General features: G+C 71.0%; 19 protein-coding genes and 2 tRNA genes. 3 read left to right on the top strand and 18 right to left on the bottom strand.

Annotation, left to right across the window (positions count from 1 at the left end; all coding sequences use genetic code 11):
• Positions 1-5: 5 nt before the first annotated feature.
• The 9 genes from leuS to ACFYZ4_RS27420 all read right to left on the bottom strand — a co-directional run bounded on the left by leuS (position 6) and on the right by ACFYZ4_RS27420 (position 7687).
• Entirely contained in the window at positions 6-2876 is a 2871-nt protein-coding gene (leuS, locus tag ACFYZ4_RS27460; RefSeq protein ID WP_351295587.1) for a leucine--tRNA ligase, read from the bottom strand.
• A gap of 245 nt (positions 2877-3121) precedes the next feature.
• Positions 3122-3194 (bottom strand) — tRNA-Ala (locus ACFYZ4_RS27455).
• Positions 3195-3325: 131 nt separating this feature from the next.
• Entirely contained in the window at positions 3326-3559 is a 234-nt protein-coding gene (locus ACFYZ4_RS27450; RefSeq protein WP_008738908.1) for a hypothetical protein, read from the bottom strand.
• Positions 3560-3702: 143 nt separating this feature from the next.
• A tRNA-Ala gene (locus ACFYZ4_RS27445) sits at positions 3703-3775 on the bottom strand.
• A gap of 133 nt (positions 3776-3908) precedes the next feature.
• Positions 3909-4565 carry a histidine phosphatase family protein gene (locus ACFYZ4_RS27440; RefSeq protein WP_351295593.1) on the bottom strand — a complete coding sequence of 219 codons (657 nt, stop codon included), beginning with the start codon at positions 4563-4565 and terminating at the stop codon, positions 3909-3911.
• Positions 4562-5008, bottom strand: a complete 447-nt coding sequence (rsfS, locus tag ACFYZ4_RS27435; protein WP_267718558.1) for a ribosome silencing factor — start codon at positions 5006-5008, stop codon at positions 4562-4564. The genes ACFYZ4_RS27440 and rsfS overlap by 4 nt, the downstream gene beginning before the upstream one ends.
• A gap of 141 nt (positions 5009-5149) precedes the next feature.
• A complete protein-coding gene (locus ACFYZ4_RS27430; RefSeq protein ID WP_351302434.1) occupies positions 5150-6841 on the bottom strand; it encodes an LCP family protein in 1692 nt (563 codons plus the stop codon).
• 24 nt (positions 6842-6865) lie between these two features.
• Entirely contained in the window at positions 6866-7483 is a 618-nt protein-coding gene (gene nadD / locus ACFYZ4_RS27425) for a nicotinate-nucleotide adenylyltransferase (RefSeq protein WP_351302431.1), read from the bottom strand.
• A 36-nt stretch (positions 7484-7519) separates the two neighbouring features.
• Entirely contained in the window at positions 7520-7687 is a 168-nt protein-coding gene (locus ACFYZ4_RS27420) for a hypothetical protein (RefSeq protein ID WP_351302428.1), read from the bottom strand.
• A gap of 140 nt (positions 7688-7827) precedes the next feature.
• Here ACFYZ4_RS27420 and ACFYZ4_RS27415 point away from each other — a divergent pair, with 140 nt between their 5' ends.
• The gene (locus ACFYZ4_RS27415) at positions 7828-8910 is read left to right on the top strand and encodes a M48 family metallopeptidase (RefSeq protein WP_351302425.1); all 1083 of its coding nucleotides are present in this window, start codon (positions 7828-7830) and stop codon (positions 8908-8910) included.
• Here the strand turns inward: ACFYZ4_RS27415 and ACFYZ4_RS27410 are convergent.
• The 7 genes from ACFYZ4_RS27410 to ACFYZ4_RS27380 all read right to left on the bottom strand — a co-directional run bounded on the left by ACFYZ4_RS27410 (position 8894) and on the right by ACFYZ4_RS27380 (position 15280).
• Positions 8894-10036 (bottom strand): hypothetical protein, encoded by a 1143-nt coding sequence (locus tag ACFYZ4_RS27410; RefSeq protein ID WP_351302422.1) that lies wholly within the window; start codon positions 10034-10036, stop codon positions 8894-8896. The genes ACFYZ4_RS27415 and ACFYZ4_RS27410 overlap by 17 nt on opposite strands.
• A 68-nt stretch (positions 10037-10104) precedes the next feature.
• Positions 10105-10656, bottom strand: coding sequence for a hypothetical protein (locus ACFYZ4_RS27405; protein ID WP_351302419.1), 552 nt, complete (start codon positions 10654-10656; stop codon positions 10105-10107).
• 77 nt (positions 10657-10733) lie between these two features.
• Complete coding sequence (locus ACFYZ4_RS27400; RefSeq protein ID WP_351302416.1) at positions 10734-12017, bottom strand: glutamate-5-semialdehyde dehydrogenase; 1284 nt, start codon at positions 12015-12017, stop codon at positions 10734-10736.
• 133 nt (positions 12018-12150) lie between these two features.
• Positions 12151-12621 carry a hypothetical protein gene (locus ACFYZ4_RS27395; protein ID WP_390785199.1) on the bottom strand — a complete coding sequence of 157 codons (471 nt, stop codon included), beginning with the start codon at positions 12619-12621 and terminating at the stop codon, positions 12151-12153.
• Positions 12622-12655: 34 nt separating this feature from the next.
• Positions 12656-13783 carry a glutamate 5-kinase gene (gene proB / locus ACFYZ4_RS27390; protein ID WP_351302413.1) on the bottom strand — a complete coding sequence of 376 codons (1128 nt, stop codon included), beginning with the start codon at positions 13781-13783 and terminating at the stop codon, positions 12656-12658.
• A 76-nt stretch (positions 13784-13859) separates the two neighbouring features.
• Positions 13860-14288, bottom strand: coding sequence for a GtrA family protein (locus ACFYZ4_RS27385; protein ID WP_351302410.1), 429 nt, complete (start codon positions 14286-14288; stop codon positions 13860-13862).
• The gene (locus ACFYZ4_RS27380; RefSeq protein WP_351302407.1) at positions 14285-15280 is read right to left on the bottom strand and encodes a glycosyltransferase family 2 protein; all 996 of its coding nucleotides are present in this window, start codon (positions 15278-15280) and stop codon (positions 14285-14287) included. The genes ACFYZ4_RS27385 and ACFYZ4_RS27380 overlap by 4 nt, the downstream gene beginning before the upstream one ends.
• A 188-nt stretch (positions 15281-15468) precedes the next feature.
• Here ACFYZ4_RS27380 and ACFYZ4_RS27375 point away from each other — a divergent pair, with 188 nt between their 5' ends.
• Both ACFYZ4_RS27375 and ACFYZ4_RS27370 read left to right on the top strand, forming a co-directional pair.
• Positions 15469-18357, top strand: coding sequence for a CDP-glycerol glycerophosphotransferase family protein (locus ACFYZ4_RS27375; protein ID WP_390785091.1), 2889 nt, complete (start codon positions 15469-15471; stop codon positions 18355-18357).
• Positions 18354-19526: a glycosyltransferase gene (locus ACFYZ4_RS27370; protein WP_384345638.1), complete on the top strand. Its 1173-nt coding sequence runs from the start codon at positions 18354-18356 to the stop codon at positions 19524-19526. The genes ACFYZ4_RS27375 and ACFYZ4_RS27370 overlap by 4 nt, the downstream gene beginning before the upstream one ends.
• Positions 19527-19610: 84 nt before the next feature.
• Here the strand turns inward: ACFYZ4_RS27370 and galE are convergent, their stop codons facing one another.
• Positions 19611-20624, bottom strand: coding sequence for a UDP-glucose 4-epimerase GalE (galE, locus tag ACFYZ4_RS27365; protein ID WP_390785090.1), 1014 nt, complete (start codon positions 20622-20624; stop codon positions 19611-19613).
• Between the two features lie 61 nt (positions 20625-20685).
• Positions 20686-22302 carry a glycosyltransferase family 2 protein gene (locus ACFYZ4_RS27360; RefSeq protein WP_390785089.1) on the bottom strand — a complete coding sequence of 539 codons (1617 nt, stop codon included), beginning with the start codon at positions 22300-22302 and terminating at the stop codon, positions 20686-20688.
• Positions 22303-22349: the final 47 nt, after the last annotated feature.

Raw genomic sequence — 22349 nt, 5'->3', positions numbered from 1 at the left:
TGACGTCAGATGACGATGTTCACCAGCTTCGGCGCGCGCACGATCACCTTGCGGATCTCGGCACCGCCCAGCGCCGCCACGACACCCTCATCGGTCACGGCCAGCTGCTCCAGCTCCGCGTCCGAGATCGTCGGCGACACCTCCAGCCGCGCCTTGACCTTGCCCTTGACCTGCACCACGCACGTCACGCTCTCGTCCACGACGTACGCCGGGTCCGCGATCGGGAAGTCCTGGTGGACCACCGATTCGGCGTGGCCCAGGCGGCTCCACAGCTCCTCGGCGATGTGCGGGGCCAGCGGGGCGATCAGCAGCACCAGCCGCTCGGCGACCGAGCGCTCCAGCGGCCGGCCCGCCTTCGTCAGGGCGTTGTTCAGCTCGGTGATCTTCGCGATGGCGGTGTTGAAGCGCAGCCCCGTCAGGTCCGCGCCGGCCCCGTCGATCGCCTTGTGCAGCGCGCGCAGGGTGTCCTCGCCCGGCTCCCCGTCCACGACGGTGACCTGGCCGGTCTCCTCGTCGACGATGTTGCGCCACAGGCGCTGCAGCAGGCGGTACTGGCCGACCACGGCACGGGTGTCCCACGGACGCGAGACGTCCAGGGGGCCCATCGCCATCTCGTACAGGCGCAGGGTGTCCGCGCCGTACTCCTCGCAGATCTCGTCGGGCGTGACGGCGTTCTTCAGGGACTTGCCCATCTTGCCGTGCTCGCGCTTGACCTGCTTGCCCTCGTAGAACCAGCCCCCGTCGCGCTCCTCGACCTCGGCCGCCGGGACGTACACACCGCGCTCGTCGGTGTAGGCGTACGCCTGGATCATGCCCTGGTTGAACAGCTTGTGGAACGGCTCCGCCGAGGAGACGTGACCCAGGTCGAACAGCACCTTGGACCAGAAGCGCGCGTACAGCAGGTGCAGCACCGCGTGCTCGGCGCCGCCGACGTACAGGTCGACACCGCCGTGCGGCGCGCCCTCGCGCGGGCCCATCCAGTACTGCTCGATCTCGGGGTCCACCAGGGCCGACGCGTTGTTCGGGTCCAGGTAGCGCAGCTCGTACCAGCAGGAACCGGCCCAGTTGGGCATGGTGTTGGTCTCGCGGCGGAAGGAGCGCACGCCGCGGCCGTCGCCCAGGTCCAGCTCGACATTGACCCACTCCCCGTTGCGCGACAGCGGGGTCTCCGGCTTCGAGGTCGCGTCGTCCGGCTCGAAGGTGCGCGGCGAGTAGTCCTCGACCTCCGGCAGCTCCAGCGGCAGCATCGACTCGGGCAGCGGGTGCGCGACGCCGTCCTCGTCGTAGACGATCGGGAAGGGCTCGCCCCAGTAGCGCTGCCGGCTGAACAGCCAGTCGCGCAGGCGGAAGTTGACGGTGCCCTCGCCGATGCCGCGCTCGGTCAGCCAGTCGGTGATGGCGGCCTTGGCCTCGACGACGCCCAGGCCGTCCAGCGAGATGCCCTCGCCCGTCGAGTTGACCAGCTTCGCGTCGTACGCGACGAAGGCGTCGTCCCATTCGGCCGGGTCGATGTCGCGCCCGTCGGTCGGCTCGACCACGCAGCGGACGGGCAGCTCGAAGGCGCGCGCGAACTCGAAGTCGCGGGCGTCGTGCGCCGGGACCGCCATGATCGCGCCGGTGCCGTAGCCCATCAGCACGTAGTCGGCGATGAAGACCGGGACCTTCTGGCCGCTGACCGGGTTGACCGCGTACTCGCCGGTGAAGACACCGGTCTTGTCCTTGGCCTCGGCCTGCCGCTCGACGTCCGACTTGGCCGCGGCCTGCTTGCGGTACGAGGCGACGGCCTCGGCCGGGGTCGCGTGTCCGCCGGTCCACACCTGGTGCGTGCCCTCGGGCCAGGCGGCCGGGACGAACTTCTCGACCAGCGGGTGCTCGGGCGCCAGCACCATGTAGGTGGCGCCGAACAGGGTGTCCGGGCGGGTGGTGAAGACGGTGATGGCCTCGTCGCCCAGCGCGAAGTCGACGCGCGCGCCCTCGCTGCGGCCGATCCAGTTGCGCTGCTGCAGCTTGATGGCCTCGGGCCAGTCCAGCGCGTCCAGGTCGTCGATCAGCCGGTCGGCGTAGGCGGTGATCCGCATGTTCCACTGGCTCAGCCGGGACTTGAAGACGGGGAAGTTGCCGCGCTCGGACCGGCCGTCCGCGGTGACCTCCTCGTTGGCCAGTACGGTGCCCAGCCCGGGGCACCAGTTCACCGGCGCGTCCGAGGAGTACGCCAGCCGGTACCCGTTCAGTACGTCGGCCCGCTCGCCCGCGGTCAGCCCGGCCCAGGCACGGCCCCCGGGAACCTCACGGGAGCCGTTCTCGAAGGCGGCGACCAGCTCGGTGATCGGCCGGGCCTTGCCCGCGTCGGCGTCGTACCAGGAGTTGTAGATCTGCAGGAAGATCCACTGGGTCCACTTGTAGTAGTCCGGGTCGATCGTCGCGAAGGACCGGCGCTTGTCGTGACCCAGGCCCAGCCGGCGCAGCTGGACCTTCATGTTCTCGATGTTCGCCTCGGTCGAGACCCGCGGGTGCGTGCCGGTCTGCACGGCGTACTGCTCGGCCGGCAGGCCGAAGGCGTCGAAGCCCAGGGTGTGCAGGACGTTGTGGCCGGTCATCCGCTGGTGGCGGGCGAAGACGTCGGTGGCGATGTAGCCGAGCGGGTGACCGACGTGCAGGCCCGCACCGGACGGGTACGGGAACATGTCCATGATGAACTTCTTGGGCCGCGCGACCACCGCGGGATCCCCTGCCAGGTCACCGGTCGGGTTCGGGGCCTCGTAGGTGCCCTGCGCGTCCCATACGTCCTGCCAGCGTGCCTCGATGTCGGCGGCCATGGCAGCCGTGTAGCGGTGCGCCTCGGCCGCCTCGGGGGCCGGGGTGTTCGTCTCGCTCATGATTTCTGAAGCTCCATCGATCGTCTTCGCCGTCTCTGCCTGCCCAAACGAAAAAACCCCTCGCACAGGAGGGGACGCCGCGCCGATGCCGACCTCTCGGAGGTCGGCGCTGATCAGCGCGGCTCGGTAAGCAGAAGGCGTACGGCACGCATGGCGTCAGGGTACCGCAGCACCCGTGGCGCCCGCTCGGACGACCACACAACGAGAAGCGGGCCACCCGATCCGGGTGACCCGCTTCTTCACTGTGGAGCTAAGGAGAATTGAACTCCTGACCTCCTGCATGCCATGCAGGCGCTCTACCAACTGAGCTATAGCCCCTTGTTCCGCTTGCCGCTTCGGTTCCCCTTGCCGGTTCCCCTTGGCGACGTCCCAAACATTACACGGTCATGGCCCTGGTCCAAAAATCGATTTCCACCGACTCCGGGCCATGTCCGATTTAATCCAACTTGTCACGCTCTCGCGAACTGATAGAAGCGCTTGAGCGTGCAGTGCTCGTCGAGCAGCCGGCCGTAGATCGGCTCCCCTTCCAGCTCACGGTACGTCTCGATCGGGTCGCCTTTTATGATCAGCGCCCGCGCGCATTCCTCGCACCAGTACTGGTAGTCGGGGTTGACCGGGTCCATGTCCCGCACGATCGGCGTGCCGTTGTTGCACCAGTCGCACCGGCGCCGGTGTGCACCCATCCGTCAGCGACTCCCTCCCGCGTCGGGCCGTCGTCTCCCCCTCCGGCGGTCCGATTCTGCCATGCCGGTGTGGGCCAGGTCAGCAAACGCAAAGGGTACAAAAACAAGGATCCCGCCCCCTGTTGGGGACGGGATCCTGATTGTGGAGCTAAGGAGAATTGAACTCCTGACCTCCTGCATGCCATGCAGGCGCTCTACCAACTGAGCTATAGCCCCGTTCTCCGCCGCGCTCCCCCCGTCTCCGGTGTTCCGCGCTGCGAACAAGAAGAACTCTAGCCTGTGACCAGCCGGAAAGTGAAATCCGGGTGGCAGCCCCCGCGGGGAGCGGCAACGAGCGGCAGGAAGCAGCTCAGTCGTCGTCGCCGAGCACCGGTTCCGGCAGGGTGCCGGCGTTGTGCTCCAACAGCCGCCAGCCGCGCGCGCCCTCGCCGAGGACGGACCAGCAGCAGTTGGAGAGCCCGCCCAGGCCCTCCCAGTCGTACGCGTTCAGGCCCAGGAGGCGCCCGATCGTCGTACGGATGGTGCCGCCGTGGCTGACCACGACGAGGGTGCCGCCCTGCGGCAGCCGGTCGGCGTGCGCCAGCACCACCGGTGCGGCGCGGTCGGCGACCTCGGTCTCCAGCTCACCGCCGCCGCGGCGGACCGGTTCGCCGCGCTTCCACGCCGCGTACTGCTCGCCGTACTTCTCGATGATCTCGTCGTGCGTGAGGCCCTGCCACTCACCGGCGTACGTCTCGCGCAGCGCGGCGTCGTGTTCCACGGGCAGCCCCGTGACGGAGGCCAGTTCGGCCGCCGTGGCGGAGGCGCGCTGCAGGTCGGACGCCACGATGGCGGCCGGCTTCAGCGAGGCGAGCAGCCGCGCGGAGCGGCGCGCCTGCGCCACACCCGCCTCGGTCAGCTCGATGTCCGTGGAGCCCTGGAAGCGCCGCTCCAGGTTCCACGCGGTCTGGCCGTGCCGCCAGAGGACGATCTTGCGTCCGGACTTGCCCGAGGTGCTCGCGCTCAGAACAGATCACCGTCCAGTTCGTCGTCGCCCGCCGCCTCGCGCAGCTTGGCGTGCTCCTCGGCCTTGCCGAGGGTGAGCTTGGCGTCCTCGGGGAGCTCGATCTCGGGGCAGTCCTTCCACAGGCGCTCCAGCGCGTAGAAGACCCGCTCCTCGCTGTGCTGGACGTGGACGACGATGTCGACGTAGTCGAGCAGGATCCAGCGGGCGTCGCGGTCGCCCTCGCGGCGCACCGGCTTGGCGCCGAGCTCCTTGAGCAGGCGCTCCTCGATCTCGTCGACGATCGACTTGACCTGGCGGTCGTTGGGCGCCGAGGCGAGCAGGAAGGCGTCGGTGATCGACAGCACGTCGCTGACGTCGTACGCGATGATGTCGTGCGCGAGCCGGTCGGCCGCGGCCTGGGCGGCGGCGGTGATGAGCTCGATGGAGCGGTCCGTGGCGGTCACTGGCCATGCTTTCGGGTTGGCGGGCAGATCCTTACAAGGGTCTCATGTACCGCCGACACCGCCCGCGCGGAACGGCCCGCGCGGGCGAAAGCGCCTCCCCGGACCGGGCCGGAGCCCGGTCCGGGACACTCTCAGGACCCCTCAGGACGCCTTGTAGTCCTTGCCCAGGATCACCACGACCTCCGCGTTCACGGCGTTCTCGGCCTTCTTCACGACCGTCTCGGGCAGCCCCAGCGTCTTGGCGACCTCGATCGCCCGGTCCCGCTGTCCGTCGTCCTGGTACGTGATCTGCGAGGCGGCCGCGGTCTTGTCGGCCTTGCCGCCGTCCACGAAGGTGTAGCCGCCGTTCGTCAGCGCCGCCTTCGCCGCGATCTGCGCCTTCTCGTCGCCGGTGGCGTCTTTGAGGCCGACGCGCGGGGTGGCGCCGGGCTGCGCCTCGGTGGCGGATCCGCCGAGCACCTCCTTGACGACCTTCTTGTTGGCCTCGTCCGTGAGCGTGCCGTCCGGCTTCACGGCCAGGGTGTCGGTGCGGTACGCGCCGACCTTGGCGTGCTCGCCGAGCCGGGCCAGCAGGGCGCCGAGGGTCTGCGCGTTCAGCGCCGGGTCGAGGATCTGACCGATGCTCTCGACCGTCACGGCCGCCGCCTTCGGGTCGCTCGGGACCTTGCGCAGGACCGCCTGGAGCACCTTGCCCACGCGCTCCAGCTGCTTGACCTCCGGTTCGCCCTGGCCGCGGTGGGTGGCGTACGCGACGGCCATGGCGCCGCTGAGGCTCTGCTTCTGGCCCTGGGCCACGGCCGGGGTCTTGGCCGCGTCGTCGGCCGGGACCGCGGTGTCGGTGTCGACCTCGATGCCGCCGACCAGCTCGACCAGGTTCTCCAGGAAGGGGGTGTCCAGCCGCCAGGTGCCGCCGATGTGGGTGCCGAGCACCGAGTCGAGGGCCTCCCGGGTGCCGATGCCGCCGTCCTCGACCGTCTTGCCGAGGCCCGTCGCGGAACCGTCCTGGCCGGTGAGGGCGAGGGTGTTGGGCAGCAGGACGGTGGCGCCCTGCTTGGTGGTGACGTTGTCGACGAGCAGCGCCGAGGAGGTGCCGCCCTTCTTGGTGTTGTGCAGGTGGACGACGATCATGTCGCGCTTCTGCGGCCCGGCGGCGGTCGCACCGGTCTTGTCCTTGCCGGGGCCGTCGAGGAAGGGCAGCTTGCCCGCGTACCAGAGGTAGCCGAGACCGCAGACGACGAACACGGCGAGGACGACGATCAGCGCCACCACCCGGTTGCGGCCGCGGCGGCGGGCCTCCTCGCGGCGCTCGGTCCGGCTCTCGGTGAACTTGAGCCAGTCGATGACGTCCTCGGAGTCCTCGTCCGGCTGGTCGATGAAGGCGAACATCTCGGTGCGGTAGTCCCGGCCCGCCTCGGGCTCGCCGTCGGGCCGGCGCGGCTCGGGGACCTGGGCGGACCGGCGCTCGGCCGGGGCCGGCGCCTCGGGGGCGGCCGGCTGCGGGGCGCTCTGCTCCGGAGCGGCCGGCTGCGGGGCCGCCTGCTGCGGGATCCACTGCTGGGTCTGCTGCGTGTCGTACCCGTAGCCGGGCGCCTGCACGTACTCCTGCTGCCCGTACTCCTGGGCGGCCGGCTGCTGCGCGTAGTACTGCTGCTGCGGCTGCTGGCCGTAGTCCTGGTAGTCGTAGCCGTACTGCTGCTGCTCGTACTGCTGCGGCGCGGGCTGGACGGGCTGGGCGGGCACCTGGCCGTACACCGGCCGCCCGTACGCGTCGTAGCCGACGAGCTGCTGCTCCTGGGCGGCATACGGGTCGTACGGATCCTGTCGGTCGTTCACCGCGGGGCCCCTCTCTCCGGAAGCTCAGGCTCCCCGGTACAGCTCACGCTTGTCGATGTAACGCACGACACCATCGGGCACCAGGTACCAGACGGGATCCCCCTGGGCCACCCTCGCACGGCAGTCCGTGGACGAGATCGCCAGCGCGGGCACCTCGACGAGGGAGACGCCGCCCTCGGGCAGCCCGTCGTCGGTGAGCACGTGGCCCGGGCGGGTGACGCCGATGAAATGGGAGAGCGAGAAGAGCTCGTCGGCGTTCCGCCAGGTCAGGATCTGTGCGAGCGCGTCGGCACCCGTGATGAAGAACAGGTCGGCGTCGTCGTTCAGCGCCTTGAGGTCCCGCAGGGTGTCGATCGTGTACGTCGGCCCGCCGCGGTCGATGTCGATGCGGCTCACCGAGAACTGGGGGTTCGATGCCGTGGCGATGACCGTCATCAGGTAGCGGTCCTCGGCGGGCGACACGGCCCGCTGCGACTTCTGCCACGGCTCACCGGTCGGCACGAACATCACCTCGTCGAGGTGGAAAAGGGCGGCCACCTCGCTGGCGGCCACCAGGTGTCCGTGGTGGATCGGGTCGAATGTCCCGCCCATCACGCCGAGCCGGCGCTTGACCGGACCGGTAGGCCTCTCCTGCTCTCCCATGAGCGCAGAGCCTACTGGCCCGGCGGGCCGGTCGGTCTAGCGGTCGCGGTTCAGGCGCGTGGTGACCCAGAGCATGAGCAACAGGACGACGAAGGCACCGCCGCCGGTCAGGTACGGGTTCAGGCTGTCGTGGTTGCCGCCGTGCTGTTCGGCCCCCTCCGAGGCGAGGACGACCAGGTTGTGGGCGGTGGAGGCGAGGCTCATCAGGCAGGTACCTATCGAGTCGGGGAGCGGGCGGAGACTTCGCTCACATCGTATGCGGGGGCCTGGGGCACGCTCACGCCGACTCAGGCGTTGGAGAGGATAGACGCACGGCCGAGCAGGTCCATCCAGGGGAGGGCGCTATGACGGAGACGGGTTTCGAGAAGGCACCGGCGAGGGACCGCAGGAGGTTCCCCGGTATCTCCTCGCGGGCGTACGAGCATCCGGCGGACCGCTCGGCGCTGGTGGCGCTGCGCAAACTGACCGGGTTCGACACCGTGTTCAAGGCCCTGAGCGGGCTGCTCCCGGAGCGCAGCCTGCGGCTGCTGTTCCTGTCGGACTCGGTGCGGGTGGGCGAGACGCAGTTCCCGCACCTGTACGCGATGCTGCGCGACGCCTGTTACATCCTGGACCTGGAGAAGGTCCCGCAGATGTACGTGCAGCAGGACCCGAAGCCCAATGCCATGTGCATCGGGCTGGACGAGCCGATCATCGTGGTGACCACGAGCCTCGTCGAGCTGCTCGACGAGGAGGAGATGCGGGCGGTGGTGGGCCACGAGGTGGGCCACGCCCTGTCGGGGCACTCCGTGTACCGCACGATCCTGCTGTTCCTGACGAACCTCGCGATGAAGGTCGCGTGGATCCCGCTGGGCAATGTGGCGATCACGGCGCTCGTGACCGCGCTGCGCGAGTGGTTCCGCAAGTCCGAGCTCTCGGCGGACCGGGCCGGCCTGCTGGTGGGGCAGGACGTGACGGCCTCGATGCGGGGGCTGATGAAGCTTGCGGGCGGCAACCACCTCCACGAGATGAACGTGGACGCCTTCCTGGAGCAGGCCGACGAGTACGAGAAGGGCGGCGACCTGCGCGATTCCGTCCTGAAGATCCTCAACATGCTGCCGCGCACGCACCCCTTCACCACGGTCCGTGCGGCCGAACTGAAGAAGTGGTCGGAGAGCCGGGACTTCCAGCGGATCATGGACGGCCACTACCCGCGCCGCGAGGAGGACAAGGACGCCTCGGTCACCGACTCCTTCCGGGAGTCGGCCGCGCACTACGCCGACGCGGTGCGCACCAGCAAGGACCCGCTGTTCAAGCTGGTCGGCGACATCGCGGGCGGCGCGGCCGACATGGGCGGCAAGCTCCGCGACAAGTTCACCGGCGCCGGCAGCGGATCGGCCGCGGGCACCGGGCCGACGGCCAAGGGCGGGCCTACGGAGCAGGACTGACCTGGGTCTCCCCGGGGGTCGCGGAGGGCGCCAGTACGCCGCACAGACCGGCCGTGCGCCGCGGCTCGCCGGTGGCGTACGGGTCGCTCGCGGGCGGGCCGACCGTGGTCGGGCCGGCTCCGGCCAGCACCGGGCGGAAGCCCCCGGCCGGGTCGCTGGAGCAGTCCTGCGGCCCGGCCATCACGTAGGCCGCGGCCAGCTCCAGCCTCCGGGTGTTCAGGTCGTCCCGGTCGAACCGCAGCCGCAGTTCCCGGCGGACGGTGAAGAGCGAGGCGCCCTCGGCCGCGGCGGGGACCCCGGTGGCCGGCCGTACGGCGTACACGAAGGTGTGGTCGGTCATCACCTCCAGCACTTCCGGGGCGACCTCCGCGTAGGCGAGGCTCCCGCTGACCCGGACCCGGGAGTCGGCCACGACGGCGGTGGCCGGGTCGAAGCGGACCAGCCAGCCGGTGACCGCGTGTCGGCCGTCGCCGGCGGGCGAGGTCATGCTGCGGTCGAACTGCTCCAGCTGGTCGGGGTCGAGCAGGACGCGCACCGGCCGGTTGGCGGCTCCGGCCAGGACGTCGGGGTCCAGCGAGGAGTTCACCAGGTAGTCCTTGGCGATGGACAGCGCGGTGAGGATCTGGACGTCGGTGAAGTGGTCCGTGCGGCGTACGGCGGGCAGGGTGATCCCGGCCGCCCCGACGCGGTAGTCGGCGGCGGGGCTCTTCGCGTACAGGTCGGCGGGCCGCCCGCCGGGCACGGCGGTGGTCGGCGCGAGCGGGACCACGGTGCTGCTGAGTGCCTGGGCGGGTCCCCCGGGCGGGGGGACGTAGGGGTTGCGCAGCCCCATGTAGACGGCGGCGGCGAAGGCCGTGGCGATGAGCAGCACGAGCAGCATGCCCTGGCGGGCGCCGCGGCCGGGGGTGCCGGTCCGGGACCCGCCGCCGCCCGACCAGATGGAGCGGCTGCGTACGGCCCGGGCGTGCTCGCCCATGCGTTCCTGTGCCGAGTACTCCTGGAGCCGGGCGGCCCGGACGAAGTCCTCGTCGAACACCACCGATCGGTACTCGTCCGACCGGAACTCGTCGTCGCCCCCGCCCATGCCTTCGGGGGTGCCGTTGGGCGGATCTCCTGGAACGGCCATCGCTTCTCCCCGCTGTCCCCGCTTCAGAGAAGCCCCCTGCTCCGACGTACGCGAGTGGGGTCGTACCTTCAGGGTTGGCGGACGGAGGGGTACGTAAACGCGCCGACGCCGGTGACTTCACGCCCGGGGGTGCTGGCGGGCGCCGGGGCCGGGTCCGCCTCGCCCGCGGCGCTGCGGTAGACGGCGCTGAAGGCGAGCGCGACCATGCCGAGGCCCATCACGAAGGCGAGCACCCAGGCGACGGGGCGCAGCCAGGGCGCGCGGCCGCGGTAGGGGCGCAGGCTGCCGCCGTAGGCCCCGTACGGGCCGTCGGGGTAGCCGTGGCCGCGGTCGTCCCAGCCCTGGTCGTCGGCCTCGTACCCGTCGGGATGGCCGTATCCGTATCCGTCGTAGTCGTCGTCGCCCGTCCAGCCGCCGGCCACGGCGCGGGCGGCTTCCGCCTCCGCGCGCGCCCGGTCGGCCGCCCGCTGGCGCTCGGCGGCACTCGGTTCATGGATCTCGGCGTTCCGGACGAAGGCCTCGTCGAACACCACGGAGGCGAAGTCCTGATCCGCGCCTCCGCGGTCGTCGTCGGGCTCCCCGTCGTCCGGGAACGGCTTGCCCCCCACGTCGTCCGGCACAGGACCAGCCTAGACCTGGGGGGCGCCTTTGGGCAGGGTGTGAGCCGAAATCCGGCCACACCGTGTCCAGGCGATGACTACCGAACGTGACCGTCGCCGGTGACGATGTACTTGGTGGAGGTGAGCTCGGGAAGGCCCATCGGGCCCCGGGCGTGCAGCTTCTGGGTGGAGATGCCGATCTCGGCGCCGAATCCGAACTGACCACCGTCCGTGAACCGGGTGGATGCATTCACGGCGACCGTGGTCGAGTCGACCAGCTGGGTGAAGCGGCGGGCGGCGGCCTGGGAGGTGGTGACGATCGCCTCGGTGTGGCCGGAGGTCCAGCGGCGGATGTGGGCGACGGCGTCGTCGAGGGAGTCCACGACGCCCGCGGCGATGTCGTAGGAGAGGTACTCGGCGGCCCAGTCCTCGTCGGTGGCGGGCAGGGCGGTGACCTTGCCGCCCTCGGCCGCGGCCAGGACCCGGGCGTCGCCGTGCACGGTGACGCCGGCGTCGGCGAGCGCGTCGAGGGCGCGGGGCAGGAAGGCGTCGGCGATGTCGCGGTGGACGAGGAGCGTCTCGGCGGAGTTGCAGACGGAGGGCCGCTGGGCCTTGGAGTTGACGAGGATGTCCACGGCCATGTCCAGGTCGGCCTGGGCGTCGACGTAGACGTGGCAGTTTCCGGTACCGGTCTCGATGACCGGCACGGTGGACTCCTCGACCACGGTCTTGATGAGGGAGGCGCCGCCGCGCGGGATGAGCACGTCGACGAGGCCGCGGGCGCGCATCAGCTCGCGGACGGAGTCGCGGGACTCGCCGGGGACGAGCTGGATCGCGTCGGCGGGCAGGCCGGCCGCGGTGATGGCGTCGCGCAGGATGTCGACGAGCGCGGTGTTGGAGGCGTAGGCGGAGGAGCTGCCGCGCAGCAGGACCGCGTTGCCGGACTTGAGGCAGAGGGCGGCGGCGTCGACGGTGACGTTGGGGCGGGCCTCGTAGATGATCCCGACGACGCCGAGGGGAACGCGGATCTGCCGGAGGTCGATGCCGTTGGGGAGGGTCGAGCCGCGGACGACCTCGCCGACGGGGTCGGGGAGGGCGGCGACGTCGCGCACGTCGGAGGCGATGGCGGCGACGCGCTCGGGGGTGAGGGTGAGGCGGTCGATGACGGTCTCGCTGGTGCCGGCGGCGCGGGCCTTGTCCGTGTCCACGGCGTTGGCGGCGATGATCTCGGCCGTACGGGCCTCCAGCGCGTCCGCGATCGCCAGCAGGGCCGTGTCCTTGGCGGACCGCGGGAGTGGGGCGATGGTGGCGGCGGCGGTGCGAGACCGCTGCGCGGTGGCGGTGACGGGCGAGGTGGCCGTGGCGGCGTCGAGCGAGGTCATGCCGCCAGGGTAAGCCCCTGCCGCAGCCCCGCCGATGGGGTTCCACCCCGCGAGACGCGGCCGCGGGCCGTCTGCCGGGCTCCGCCCGGACCCGGTCCTCAAACGCCGGACGGGCTGGATTGGCGGGGCTGGATCAGTACGGGTGGACGCCTACCGGGTGGGCTGGGGGTGGGCCGTAGCCTTCGGCCACTCGCTGGTGGTAGGTGGCGCGGTCGATGACCTCCAGGCCGACGATCTCCCAGGGCGGGAGCTGCGCCGAGGAGCGGTGTTCGCCCCACAGGCGCAGGGCGACGGCCGCCGCGTCGTGGAGGTCGCGGGCCTCTTCCCAGTAGCGGATCTCCGCGTGGTCGTCGGCGTACCGGCTGGTGAGCAGGAAGGGGTGGTCGTGGGCCAGTTGTTCCAGTCCGCGCCGGACCTCGGACAGCGGGGCCGGCTTGCCGGAGACGCTCAGGGTCACGTGCCACAGGCGCGAGGCGTGATCCTGCTCCTCCCCGCCACCGCCGCCGCCGTCACCGTCCCCCGGACCGACGCTGGTCAGCGCTCGTCTCACCAGCCGCCTCCTGTCTCCGCTGCGCGTGTCCGCCCGCCCCTCACAGTTGACCAGTCCCCGGCCCTCCGCGCTGCGCTTTTCCCGAACCTCAGCCCTGCAGCAGGACCAGATCGTCCCGGTGGACGACCTCCCGCTCGTACGCGGGTCCGAGTTCCCGTGCGAGCTCGCGAGTGGAGCGGCCGAGGAGCTGCGGGAGCTCCTTGGCGTCGAAGTTGACCAGGCCCCTGGCCACCGCGCGGCCGTCGGCGGCGCGCAGTTCCACGGGGTCCCCGGCGACGAAGTCGCCCTCGACGGCGGCGATGCCGGCCGGGAGGAGGGAGCTGCCGCGTTCGGTGACGGCGCGCACCGCGCCGTCGTCCAGGACCAGGTGGCCCTGCGGGGTCGACGCGTGCTGGAGCCAGAGCAGCCGGTCCGCCGAGCGGCGCCCGGTGGCGTGGAAGAACGTGCCGGTCCCCCGCCCGGCGAGGGCGTCGGCGGCCTGGCTCGCGGAGGTCAGCACGACCGGGATCCCGGCGGCGGCCGCGATCCGGGCCGCCTCGACCTTGGTGACCATGCCGCCGGTGCCCACGCCCGCCTTGCCGGCGCTGCCGATGGTGACGTGCGCGATGTCCTCGGGGCCGCGGACCTCGTCGATGCGGGTGGTGCCGGGCTGGGACGGGTCGCCGTCGTAGAGGCCGTCCACGTCGGAGAGGAGGACGAGGAGGTCGGCGCGGACGAGGTGGGCGACGAGGGCGGCCAGCCTGTCGTTGTCGCCGAAGCGGATCTCGTCCGTGGCGACGGTGTCGTTCTCGTTGACGACCGGGAGGGCGCCCATGGCGAGGAGCTGGTCGAGGGTGCGGTACGCGTTGCGGTAGTGCGCGCGCCGGCTGGTGTCGTCGGTGGTGAGCAGCACCTGGCCGACGCGCACGCCGTAGCGGGCGAAGGAGGCGGTGTAGCGGGCGACGAGCAGGCCCTGGCCGACGCTGGCGGCGGCCTGCTGGCGGGCCAGGTCCTTGGGGCGGCGGCGCAGGCCGAGCGGGGAGAGTCCGGCGGCGATGGCTCCGCTGGAGACGAGGACGATCTCCTTCTCGCCGCCGCCGCGGGCCTTGGCGAGGACGTCGACCAGCGCGTCCACCCGGTCGGCGTCGAGTCCGCCCGCCGCGGTGGTCAGGGAGGAGGAGCCGACCTTGACCACGATCCTGCGGGCGTCCACGACACCTTGCCTAGCCGCTGACACGTCTGTCCCCTTGCCCCTTGCCGAAATGCCTGCCACCTCAATCTACGGGGTGGGTGGGAAGGGCTGCTCGGGGGTTTCAGACCCTGGACGGGCCGTCGTGCGCGTGCTCCGGCTCGGGGGCCAGCGCCGCGCCCGGGACGAGGATCTTGCGGGAGAGGAGAAAGGTGAACGGGATGGCCACGATCGCCGCGACCAGCGGGGCGATCCGGGTGTCCATCCCGGCCCAGGTCACCAGGGCGTAGAGGCCGGCCGACTGGATGACGTAGTTGGTCACGTTCGTCAGCGGGAAGAGGAAGAACTTCTTCCAGGTCGGCCGGGTCCGGTAGGTGAAGTAGGTGTTCATGAAGAACGAGCCGACCATCGCCAGGACGAAGGCGAGGGAGTAGGCGGCGAAGTACGGCATCCACGGGTGCAGCAGGAGGTAGATGCCGAAGAAGGTGCCGGTGTTGACCCCGCCGACGAGGGCGAAGCGAAAGATCTGGCCGAGCTGGTCCCTGCGGCTCATCGGGCGCTGCGCTCCACGATGGCGGGCTCCGCCGCCGCCTTGGTCCGGCCGTCGCGCGGGGGCTGCTCCGTGCCGTGCGACTCCTTCACCAGGAAGTGCGGCCGGCGCTTGGTCTCGTAGTAGATGCGGCCGATGTACTCGCCGATGAGACCGAGCATGATCAGCTGGACGCCGCCCAGGCCTGTGATGATCGCCACGAGGGTGACGTAGCCCGGGGACTCGACGCCGTTGGTGATCGCCATGATCGTGATCCACAGCGCGTACAGGCCGGTCAGGGCGACCAGCGACACGCCGAACCAGATCCCGATGCGCAGCGGCCGGTTGTTGAAGGAGATCAGGCCGTCCATGCCGTAGTTCAGCAGGGAGCCGAACTTCCACTTCGTCTCGCCGGCCTCGCGCTGCGCGTTGCGGTAGTCGAAGTGGACGGTGTCGAAGCCGATCCAGGAGAAGAGGCCCTTGGAGAAGCGGTTGTACTCCGGCAGCGACAGCAGGGCGTCCACGGCCGGGCGCGACAGCATGCGGAAGTCTCCGACGCCGTCGGTGAGCTCGACGTCGACCCAGCGGTTGACGCCCCGGTAGTAGAGGCGGCTGAGGGCGGAGCGGAGCTTCTTGTCGCCCTCGCGGGTGCGGCGGGCGATGATCTGGTCGTGGCCCTGCCGGTAGTGCTCCAGCATGCGCTCGATGAGCTCCGGCGGGTGCTGGAGGTCGGCGTCCATGATCACGACGGCGTCGCCGGTGGCCTCGCGCAGGCCGGCGAGCATGCCGGCCTCCTTGCCGAAGTTGCGGCTGAAGGAGACGTAGCGCGTCTGGTCGCCGTGTTCCGCGGCGATCTTCCGCAGTTTCCCGAGGGTGCCGTCGCGGCTGCCGTCGTCGACGTAGCAGATCTCGTACTCGACGGGGAGGGCGTCCAGGACCCTGCGGACCTCCGCGTCGAAGCTGTCGATGACGGCCTCTTCGTTGTAGCAAGGGACAACTACGGACAGCTTCGTCATGAACACTTCCTGCTGGGTCCGAACGGGTGATTGTCGGCGACCGGACCGGCCTCTCACCTCTTCCTTAGAAGTATGCACGGCGAGGGTGGAGCGTCGGTCGGCCTGCCTGAGCCGAGAGCGGTACACGGTAGCTTTGACGAGATAAGCGGAATGAGCTGAACGAAACGCAACGAAACGAAGGGATCGAGGTGCACGTGCCCGACGTCTCCGTGGTCGTCATCGTCTACAACGACGCAGAGCGTCTGTCGACAGCAGTCCAGTCCGTTCTGGACCAGACCCTGCACGGGGTCGAAGTCGTGATCGTCGACGACTGCAGCAAGGACCGTTCCTATGCGGTCGCCCAGGAACTGGAGGCCGCGCATCCGGGGAGAGTGCGCGCTTTCCGGCTGCCGGAGAACAGCGGTGGCTGCGGCGCGCCGCGCAACCACGGCATCCTGCAGGCCACCGGAACGTACGTGATGTTCCTCGACAGCGACGACGTGCTGGAGCGCAACGCCTGCCGGAACATGCTGCAGGCCGCCGAGCGGACCGGCTCCGATCTGGTCTCGGGCATGTGCGTACGCGTGCACCTCGACAACCGGTGGGGCAAGACCACCGAGTGGTACCCCTGGATCTACGCGCGGACCCGCACGCTGGAATCGATCACCGAGTTCCCCGACCTGCTGGTCTACGACACCCTCTCCACGAACAAGTGCTACCGGCGCGCGTTCCTGCTGGAGCAGGGCCTGGAGTTCCCGGTCGGCATCCACTACGAGGACCTGCTGTTCTCCGCGCAGGCCTACGTCGCGGCCGGCCGCATCACGCTGATCCCCAACCACGTCTACTTCTGGAACGTGGTCGAGAAGGCCTCCGCCCTGTCGATCAGCAACCGGCGCCACGAGATCGAGAACTTCGTCCACCGGATGGAGATCCACCGCCGCGTCGACGAGCTGCTGGCGGCCAAGGGACACGCGGACATCAAGTCCGCGAAGGACGCCAAGTTCGTCAAGCACGACCTGGTGCTGCACCTGCGCGACCTGCGCCTGCTGAGCGACGAGTACCGCCAGGAGTTCGCCCGGCTGGCCAACGGCTACCTCGCGGGGATCGACCCGGCCGCGTACGAGAACGTCACCCACCTCCAGGCGATCTGCGCCTACCTGCTGGGCAAGGAGGACTGGGACAACCTGCTCCCGGCCGCCGACGCCATGACCAACAAGGGCCGGCTCACCTCCCCCCTCGCCGAGCGCGACGGCCGCGTCTACTGGTGCGGGCGGCACATCGACAGCCCCGACCCCGCCGAGGCCGCCGAGGCCCGCCGGATACTGGACGTCACCGAGCAGGGCTTCCACACCACCCCGCTCACCTCCCTCACCCTGGGCAACCGCCTCACCTCCTACGAGGACGACGGGCGCGGCACCGTCACGATGTCGGGCTCCGTCGTGAACCCGCTGGGCCGGATCCCGGCCGACGCGGACCTGAAGGCCACGCTCGAGTTCCGGGCCCGCCGGCAGGTCGGCGTGCGCTCCTTCGCTTTCCCGGTGGCAAGCGTGCGCCACACCGGTGACACGATCGAGTGGACCGGCACCGCCGACGTCGCCGGCACGGTCCGCCCCCTCGGCATCATCGACGCCGTCTGGGACGTCCGCCTCAAGCTGACCTCCGGGAAGGAACGGCTGACCACCCGTGTCTCGGTGGGCGGGGTGGACCTGGACTCGGCGGCCCGGCTGCGCGTGCGGCCGCGCCTGACCCGGCTGGTCTCCGACCGCTTCGGGCCGGAGATGACCAAGAAGGGCAACCTCAGCTACGTCCTGTCCGCCGAGGGCGCCGCCGCCGTACGCACCCAGTCGCTGATCAACAACGCCATACAGGGCAAGGCGGCCGGCGTGGTCAAGCGGGGCCTGCGCAAGGCCCTGCGGGCCCGCCGGAACATGGGCTCCGGCGAGCAGAAGGTGAAGCTCTACCACGAGGTCTTCTCGAAGCTGCCGATCAAGAAGGGCACGGTCGTCTTCGAGAGCCACATGGGCAAGCAGTACAGCGACAGCCCGAAGGCGATCTACGAGGAGATGGTGCGCCAGGGCGCGCCGTTCGAGGCGATCTGGTCGTACGCGGGCGGCAAGCCCACCGGCTTCCCCAAGGAGGCCACCCTGGTGCGGCGCTGGAGCTGGCCCTACCTGCGGGCCCTCGCCCAGGCCGAGTACTGGGTCGACAACCAGGGCTTCCCGCTGGCGCTGGCCAAGCGCCCGGGCACGACGTACATCCAGACCTGGCACGGCTCCGCGCTCAAGCGCATGGGCTTCCACGAGCCCCGCACCAAGGCGCAGGGCCGGGCCGGCCAGAAGCGCTTCCAGGAGGCCGTCGACCGCTTCGACCACTTCCTGATCCGCTCCGAGCACGACACCCGCACCCTCGCCAAGGGCTTCCGGCTGCGCGACGAGGTGCTGCTGCGCACGGGCTACCCGCGCAACGACGCCCTCGTCGAGGCGTACCGGACCGAGGCGGACAGCGGTGAGCGGGTCCGCGGCCCGCTGGCGACGGAGCTCGGCATCGACCCGGACAAGAAGGTGCTGCTGTACGCGCCGACCTTCCGGGCGGGCGCGGACGGCGCGGTGGAGGGCTTCACCTTCCCCTTCGACGTGGAGGAGTTCGCGGACCGGCTCGGCGACCGCTTCACGCTGCTGGTGCGGACCCACTACCTCAACAGCGTCTCGCTGCCGCCGTCGGTCGCGGGCCGCGTCATCGACGTGTCCCGGCACCACGACATCACCCCGCTGCTGGCCCTCGCCGACGGACTGATCACCGACTACTCGTCCGTGATGTTCGACTACGCGGTCCTGGACCGGCCGATGCTGTTCTTCGCGTACGACTACGAGAAGTACGCCAACGACATCCGCGGCACGTACTTCGACCTGAAGGAGAAGGCCCCGGGCCCGGTGGTGGCCACCGCGGACGAACTCCTGCAGGCGGTCGCCGCCTTCGAGGAGGCGGACGTCAAGTACGCCCAGGCGCGCCAGCGCTTCCTCGCCGAGTTCGGCGAGTACGACCGCGGGGACGCGGCCCGCCAGATCGTCGAGAAGTTCTTCACCAGGAGCGGCAAGTGAGCCAGGAGACCAGCACCCCGGGCGGCCGTGACATCTTCATCGTCTCCAACAACGTCGACGAGCTCGGCGGCGTGACCACCTGGTCGCACCAGATGGCCCGGCTGTTCACGGACCGCGGGCACCGGGTGCACATCGTCGGCATCGCCCCGGTCGCCGAGGAGATCCGGCAGCAGCTGCCGCAGGACCTGCCATACGCGATGACCACGCTCTACGACGCCCACCCGCCGTCGGCCCGCCGGCTGCGCGGCATCAAGGGCCGGCTGAACGCCCCCGAGCGGCGCCGTCAGGCGGCCCGGCGGGCGAAGATGCGGGTCAAGGCGGAGCAACTCGGCGAGCTGCTGCGCGCGGCCCGTCCGGGCGCCGTGGTCATCGTCACGCAGGTCTGGGCGATGGAGTGGGTGGCGCTCGCCGACACCAAGGGGCTCAGCGTCATCGGCATGAGCCACGAGTCCTTCGAGGCCAGCCACAAGTCCACCCGCGGCGAGCGGGTCCGCCGCTACTACCCCGAGGTCGACCGGCTGCTGGTGCTGACCGCCGAGGACGCGGACCTGTGGATCCGGGCGGGCATGGAGAACGTCGGCAGCATGCCGAACCCGCTGCCCTTCATGCCCGACACCCCGGCCCCGCGCACGGAGAAGGTCGTGGCGTGCGTGGGCCGCCTCGCCTTCGAGAAGGGCGTCGACCTGCTCCTCGACGCGTGGGCGGACGCCGCGCCGCACCACCCCGACTGGGTCCTGCGGATCTACGGGGCGGGCGCGGAGGAGGAGGCGCTGCGGGCGCACTGCACCTCGCTGGGCCTGGACGACTCCGTGGAGTGGATGGGCAGCACCGGCGACGTACTGGGCGCCCTGCGCGGGGCCTCGGTCTTCGCCCAGGCCTCGCGGGCCGAGGGCTTCCCGATCACGCTGCTGGAGGCGATGGCGGCGGGCGTTCCGGTGGCCGCCTTCGACTGCGCGCCGGGCGTACGGGAGATCGTCGAGCACGGCGAGGACGGGCTGCTGGCCCGGCTGGGCAACACGATGGAACTGGCCGGGCACCTGAACGCGCTGATGTCCGACCGCGAACTGCGCGACCGGCTCGGGGACAACGCCTTCCACGCGGTGAAGCGGTACTCCAGCACCGACATCACCGACCGCTGGGAGAAGCTGTTCTCCTTCCTGGAGCGCTGAGCTCCCCCGCCGCGCGACACACGAAGCCGCCCGCCCCGGACACATCCGGGGCGGGCGGCTTCGTACGTGTCCTTCGCCGGCCGGTCAGGCCTTGTGGACGTCCTTGTGACGGTCCGTGCGGGCGGCCTTGTTGGCCTCCCAGCCCGCCCAGGCGGAGGTGACCATCTCGCGGACGTCGTGGCGGGCCTTCCAGCCCAGCTCACCGGTGATCTTGTCGGCCGAGGCCACGACCTTCGCCGGGTCGCCGGCGCGGCGCGGGCTGATCACCGGCGCGTAGTCGTGCCCGGTGTTCTTGTTCAGGAGCGCCACCATCTCGGCGACCGAGACGCCCTCGCCGCGCCCGATGTTGACGGTGAGGTCCTTGTAGTCCCCGGCCGCACCCCACTCGGCGAGCTTGCGGGCCGCCGCCACGTGGGCCTCCGCGAGGTCCTCGACGTGGATGTAGTCGCGGATGCAGGTGCCGTCCGGGGTCGGGTAGTCGTCACCGAAGATCTTGGCGCCCTGGCCGGAGTCGTAGCGCTCGAACACCATCGGGACCAGGTTGAAGACGCCGGTGTCGGCGAGCTCGGGGGTCGCCGCGCCCGCCACGTTGAAGTAGCGCAGGCAGGCGGTGGAGATGCCGTGCGCCTTGCCCGCGGCGCGAACCAGCCACTCGCCGGCCAGCTTCGTCTCGCCGTAGGGGCTCAGCGGCGCACAGGGGGTGTCCTCGGTGACCAGGTCCACGTCGGGCATGCCGTAGACGGAGGCGGAGGAGGAGAAGAGGAAGTTGCGGATGCCCGCGTCGGCCACGGCCTGGAGCAGGACCGTGAGGCCCTGCACGTTCTCGTGGTAGTAGTACAGCGGCTTCTCGACGGACTCGCCGACCTGCTTCTTGCCCGCCAGGTGCACCACGCCGGTGATCTTGTGCGCGCGGAGGGTCTTGTCCAGGGTCAGCCGGTCCAGGACGGAGCCGACCACCAGCGGGACGCCCTCCGGGACGCGGTCCTCGTTGCCCGTGGAGAGGTCGTCGAGCACGACGACCTTCTCCCCTGCGAGCAGCATCGCGCGGACGACGTGCGCGCCGATGTAACCGGCGCCACCGGTGATCAGAAACGTCATGTGTATCTCCTTGGTCCTGTCCGACTTCGGTGGTGAAAGCACAGCGGTGTGGAAGGGGACGTCAGCCCGCCCCGCGGCCTGCCCGGGCCCGGTGGAGGCGGTTGCGCACGAGGTACAGCGCTCCCTCGGCGCCGGGCGCGAGGCGCAGCGCGAGGGCGCCGGCCCCCGTCCGGTAGGGCTGCGCCAGCAGAACACCGTACCGGCTGCTGGGCAGGGCCCGTCGGCGGAGCAGACGGCCGCCGGGGCGCAGGGAGGTGAACACCGAGCTCCCGTCGGCGCACTCCACGCGCACCCCGACGTTCCAGGCCTGCATCCTGCGCAGCCCCTGGCGGCGGCCCGTGACGGCCAGGTCGGCCAGCCGGAAGGGCAGCACGGCGATCCAGCCGCCGTTGCGGTCGGGGCGCAGCTCGACCGGCTGGGCGAGGACCGGTTCGGCTCCCGCGCGGGGGATGAAGCTCAGCTGTACGGTCCGGGGCCCGGCCTCGGCGAGGCGCCCGTACAGGTCGTGCAGGCGGACCCGGACGGCGCCGCGGCCGGCCGGTTCCGCGTCGACGGTGACGGGCAGTTCGGCGACCGGCAGCCCGGCCAGGCCGTCCAGCTCCACCGGGAGCTCCTCGCTCCACACCGGGGCACCGGTGGGATCGACCGCGTACGGGGGCAGCAGCCGCGGCGGTTCGGCGGCCAGCCGGGTGAGCCGGCCGATGTCGGCGGGCGGGGTCGCGGTGGCCCGCAGCACCCCCACGATCCAGCGGGCGTGTGCGGCGGCGGACTCGATGTCGGCCTCGGCGAAGGTGTCGAGGTACTCGCGGGTGAGGGTCCACCAGGCGGCCTGGTACTCGGGGTCCTTGCCGAGCTCGCGCAGGTACATGCGCAGGTCGTACTCGAGGAACTTCACCTGGCAGGCGCTGCCCAGCACCGGGGAGGCGGCGGCGAGGGTCCGGGCGGCCGTCCGGTGGGCCTCGATGCGGGCGCGCCAGTTCCCGACGTCCTTGCGGTCCAGGGAGATCGACACCTGGGCGGCGCTGCGGCGCACGTGCCAGATGTAGACGAGGTCGCCGGTGACGGCGATGCGGGGGGCCGCGGCCAGCACGCGCGAGGTGAAGACGAAGTCCTCGTAGACGAACCGGCCGTCGGGGAAGCGCAGGCCGTGCTCCTCCAGGAAGGCACGGTCGTAGAGCTTGTTGACGCAGAGGGTGTCGCGGACGAGCTCGGGCCGGTCCGCCGGCCGCTCGATGACGTCGCCGGGCGTGTACAGCCCGGGCATCCACGGCACGTCGTGGCGCTGGGGCAGCTCGCGCCGGACCGCCGCGCCCACGGTGACCGGGGCGCCGTGCCGCTCGGCGGTGCGCACCAGGGCGTCGGCCGCACCCGGCGGCAGGACGTCGTCGCTGTCGAGGAAGAGGACGTACCGGCCGGACGCGGCCGCGATCCCGTCGTTGCGCGGGGTGCCGCACCCCCCGCTGTTCTCCGTGCGGTGCACGACCTTCAGGCGGGGGTGCGCGGCCGCCAGCTCGTCCAGCACCCGCGCGGTGCCGTCGGACGAGGCGTCGTTCACCGCGATGACCTCGGCGACCACCGGGCCCTGGGCGAGGGCCGAGGAGACGGCCTCGCCCACGAGCCCGGCGTCGTTGTACGCGATGACCACGACGGAGACCGTGGGGAGGTTGCTGCTGTTCACCCGAAGGATCCTAGGCGACCCACATAAAGACGCCTTCAAACCCTCCG

Source organism: Streptomyces sp. NPDC001513 (genome assembly GCF_042894695.1).
Taxonomy (GTDB): domain Bacteria; phylum Actinomycetota; class Actinomycetes; order Streptomycetales; family Streptomycetaceae; genus Streptomyces.
This window is presented reverse-complemented; position numbering and strand designations above follow the sequence as displayed.